This window comes from Flavobacterium sp. TC780, from assembly GCF_056783245.1.
Genome location: NZ_JBXBAV010000042.1, coordinates 1 through 4,325 on the forward strand (window position 1 = coordinate 1; position 4,325 = coordinate 4,325).

Genomic DNA, 4,325 nt, shown 5'->3' on the forward strand with positions numbered 1-4,325 from the left:
TAATACATGCTCCTGTTGTTAGGGAGGCAGCACCTCATATACAGAATCTTCTACATGTAAATCATTTATATATACAGTTTCTCCAGTAGGAATTGCTACTGTAAAAATGCTTCCTTTTTCTTTAGTACTTTCGGCTGTGATTTCACCATGATGCAGTTCAACTAATCGTTTAGTAAATGCCAATCCAACACCTGAACCTAAGTTCATTTCTTTATTATTTACTTGATAAAAACGGTTGAATACTTTAGATAAATCATCTTCACTTATTCCAACTCCTGTATCTGCTATTTTTATCAATACTGCATCTTTTTCTTTTATTAATTCAACTTTTATGCTTTGACCGCTTTGGGTGTATTTAAATGCATTTGAAAGAAGATTGAACAAGGTTTCTCCATTGCGTCTTTATCAAAAGAGAATATAAGCTTTGATTCTGTTGAATGATAGGTGTAATGAATGTGATTTTTTTCAGCAAGTGGCTTAAATGATTCAAATATTTCATTGGTAAAACTTACCAAATCGCTTTTGCCTACTTTAAGTTGTCGCGTTCCCATTTCGGTTTTTCTAAATTCAAATAACTGATCAACCAAGTTGTATAATCGTTTGGCATTGATAAACATCAGCTCATGTTTCTTTTTGGATGTTTTATCTGCAAATGGCGATTTCAACAAATCTTCCAGCGGTGCCAAAATCAATGTTAATGGCGTTCTTAGTTCGTGAGATACATTGGTAAAAAAATCCATTTTTACCTGATTAATATAACTCACTCTTTCTTTATCAATACGTTCTAGTTTTAATTGCTGTAATGCTTTTATACGTTCAGTAATCATCCTGAAAGCAATGTATGCTGCTATACCAAAAATTGCTGCTAGCAATAAATAAAACCATATTGTTTTATACCATGGAGCAAGAATTATAATTTTTAGAGTTCTTATAGAGCTCATTTCTCCGTTTGGTCCCATTGCTTTTATTTGCAAATTGTATTTTCCTGCTGGCAAATTGCTGTAACTTATTTTTAGTTCATCTGTACGCTGCCAATCTTTGTCGAGTCCATCTAGTTTGTAATAGTAATGTGTACGATTGGCAGATATGTAATTAAAGGTATTAAACAAGATGCTAAATTGCTTGTATTCTGGTCCAATTTTTAATTCTTCAGCCTGATCAATATGCTGTTCTAGTATGTTTGTTTCATCATCTACAGCCACAGTTTTATTCAAGACTTCTAGTCCTGTAAAGCTAAGTTTTAGCGGAAGCAATTGTTGTTTAACCATTGCTGGATAGAAATAAGAAATGCCTTTTATTCCTCCAAAAAGCAACATACCGTCTTTGGCCTTGAAGAAAGAATACTCATTAAATTGTTTATTTTGAAGTCCATCACTTTGTCAAAGTTTGTACCGAACCACTGTCGGGATTAAATTTGATTAATCCGCTATTGGTTGAAATCCACAAATTATTATCTTCATCTGGAATTATGCCGTAAATAGTCCCTTTTACAAAATCATTTTTTGTTTTAAAACTGATAAAAGATTCCTGATTTTCATTATATAAACTCAATCCTTCTCTGGTTCCAATCCAAATTCTGTGCTTTTTATCTTCGGTTATACAATTGACTATATCTTCGCTTACTTTTCCATGTCCGATGTTTCCAAATAAAAGATTATCAGGATAAAAGAGTGTAACTCCGTTGGTCGTTCCAATCCAGATTCTGTGCTTGCTATCTTCATAAAGGAATGTAATATCATCTGACGTTGGACGTTTTCCTGCTTTATCTAGATGAATGTGTGTAAACGATTTTGTTTCTGGATGAAATTGATCTAATCCTGATCTTGTTCCCACCCAAATACGTCCTTTATGATCTTTAAGAATACTATATACTAAATCGCCCGCAATAGAACTTGGATTATTTTCGTCGTGGTGAAAGCGTTGCACAAGTCCACTATTTGGGTTCAATAAATTTAATCCGCCGTTATGAGTTCCAATTAATACATTGCCGTTATCATCAAAAGCAATGGCTTTGATATTGTTAGAACTTAGACTATTCGGATTATTTTCGTTATTGGAATAATAGCTGATGGTATTGTTGTTTTTATTCCAAAAATTCACTCCTTTATCATTGGTTCCAATCCAAAAATTACCTTTTTGATCTTGTTTTATAACGCCGATTACTTCATCGTTTAATGATGGTTTGCCTGAGTTCTGGCTTAGCAAATTAAACTTAATATCGTTTTTGTGATAATAATTTAGCCCTCCATAATATGTCCCCAACCAGATTCCGTTTTGATTGTCCTTAAAAAAACAACGTACAGAATTTTGACTGATGGTGTAAGGCTGTGATATTTGATGGTAATAATTTGCAAAAGAATTTGCTTTAGGGTTAAAAATAGTAAGCCCTTTAAAAGTTCCTAACCAAATATTTCCTTCGGTATCTTTGCCCACACATCTTATATTATTATCGACTATGCTATTTGTTCCTGAGCTGTGTAAAAGGGAAGTGGCTTTTCCATTTTCATTATTGTATTGGATTAAACCATATCCTTCAGTTGCAACCCATAATTTTTTCCCATCTATATAAACATCATTGATATAAGGCTTTTTTGCTCCCAGATTAATCTTAACCAATTCGTGTGTATTTGGTTTTAATTTAAAAAGCCCTACATCTGTTCCTAAAATAATTTGTTGCTGCCAAACTCCGATGTAGGCTATTTTTTTTTACTTCGTGCGAGGAAGCGTTAAACTTTATAGTAGTAAAATTTTCGGCTTCGGGAGAAGCATAAATACATCTCCTGCTATAGATGTTGCCCAGATTCTATGTGCATTATCTTCTGTTATAGATGATATGTACCATTCGCCAAGACTACGTGGAAGTTTATAGTTAATAAAGCTATCTGTATTGTAATTATAAACACTTATGCCTTGATTCCCTCCAACCCATAATTGCCCTCTGTGATCCTTAACAAACTTCGGATATAGTAGGATTGCAAGCTGTTTTTAACTCCTTTTATGGGTCTATATACTTTAAATCCTTTGCTATCATATCGATTTAAACCATCCTGAGTTCCAATCCAAATAAATCCTAGTTGATCTTGCTGAATTGCAAAAACAGAACTTTGCGATAAGCCTTTATCAACCGAAATATTACGAAAATATCGGTCTTGCACTTGGGCATGACTTTTTATTGTAAAAAGCACAGTGTATAAAAGGGCTACTATAGCAATCGTTTTCCTCATGGTAGTTTTAATAATTCTTGTTTTTTCTGTGTTTCTTTTCTTTGCGCTAAAAATATAATAATTTGACTAATATCTGAACTTCAAGAGTATGAGTATTGAATAACTCGATAAAGCTATTTAAGAAAATGCAAGTTTGAGAATTTTACTTAAATGAATTTATATATTTATATTCCTGACACAAAATTGTCTCCATTTGATTTGCACCAATTTTTTAAATAATTACGCATTTCTAAGAGTTTCTTTCTGTACAATTTATTTACTGCCAGATTGGTTATCTCACCAGGGTCTTTACTTAAATCAAAAAGCTGCTCTTTAATGGTTCCTTTATTATAAACAATATATTTATAATCTTTAGTAATTAGGGCACGACCGCTTATGCCTAATAATTCTTCGTTATCAGCAAAATCGGTTTCTATTACAAGTGTATCTCGCAAGTTTTGAGCAGGATCAGTGATCTTTTTACTAATGTCAACTCCTTTTAAATAGCTTGGTTTTTCTATGCCTGTAAATCCACAAATGGTAGGTATTATATCTATTCCGTTACAAACTAACATATCATCAGTACGAGGTTTCCATTGTCCTATTTTTGAAATAATAAACGGCACTTTTGAAGCTTCCTCATATAAAATTTGCTTTTGATTCCAGCTGTGTCCTGCATAACCGTCGCCATGGTCGGCTGTGAAAATAATGATGGTATTTTTTTCGACACCATATTTTTTTAGTGATGCCAATACCATTTCGATATAATTATCCACTTTTTCGACTAAGCGGTTATATGCCCAACGATATTGCCGCCATTGATCTGCACTCCAATTTACAGTAGGATAGGTGCGGAAACTCACTTTTTGTTGTTCGCGTACTATTTGCGGTTCGTAATCAGGAATTTTCCAATTAATGGGTAATTGCGGGCACTGATCTGCTGGTGGTGCTTTTTCTAAGACATCCATTTTTAAATCCTCATCACGAGCCCATTCACAAATATCATGTGGATTTAAAAAGGAAGCAACTAATAAAAATGGAGAGGTGCTGCCTCCCTAACAACAGGAGCATGTATTAACCTTAGGTGCTGCCTCCCTAACAACAGGAGCATGTATTAACCTT

General features: G+C 33.5%; 4 protein-coding genes and 1 pseudogene. All 5 read right to left on the minus strand.

Features of this window, described 5'->3' with window-relative positions; translation table 11 throughout:
• Positions 1 to 18: 18 nt before the first annotated feature.
• Positions 19 to 384 (minus strand): sensor histidine kinase, encoded by a 366-nt coding sequence (locus tag AC1RYN_RS04095; RefSeq protein WP_481805931.1) that lies wholly within the window; start codon positions 382 to 384, stop codon positions 19 to 21.
• The gene (locus AC1RYN_RS04100; RefSeq protein WP_481805932.1) at positions 330 to 1,316 is read right to left on the minus strand and encodes an ATP-binding protein; all 987 of its coding nucleotides are present in this window, start codon (positions 1,314 to 1,316) and stop codon (positions 330 to 332) included. The genes AC1RYN_RS04095 and AC1RYN_RS04100 overlap by 55 nt, the downstream gene beginning before the upstream one ends.
• Before the next feature lie 55 nt (positions 1,317 to 1,371).
• Positions 1,372 to 2,616: a ligand-binding sensor domain-containing protein gene (locus AC1RYN_RS04105; protein WP_481805933.1), complete on the minus strand. Its 1,245-nt coding sequence runs from the start codon at positions 2,614 to 2,616 to the stop codon at positions 1,372 to 1,374.
• Between the two features lie 287 nt (positions 2,617 to 2,903).
• On the minus strand, positions 2,904 to 3,224 hold the full coding sequence (locus AC1RYN_RS04110) for a two-component regulator propeller domain-containing protein (RefSeq protein WP_481805934.1): 321 nt from the start codon (positions 3,222 to 3,224) through the stop codon (positions 2,904 to 2,906).
• Positions 3,225 to 3,388: 164 nt separating this feature from the next.
• A pseudogene (locus tag AC1RYN_RS04115) lies at positions 3,389 to 4,234 on the minus strand (sulfatase family protein); the annotation flags it as partial.
• Between the last annotated feature and the right edge of the window lie 91 nt (positions 4,235 to 4,325).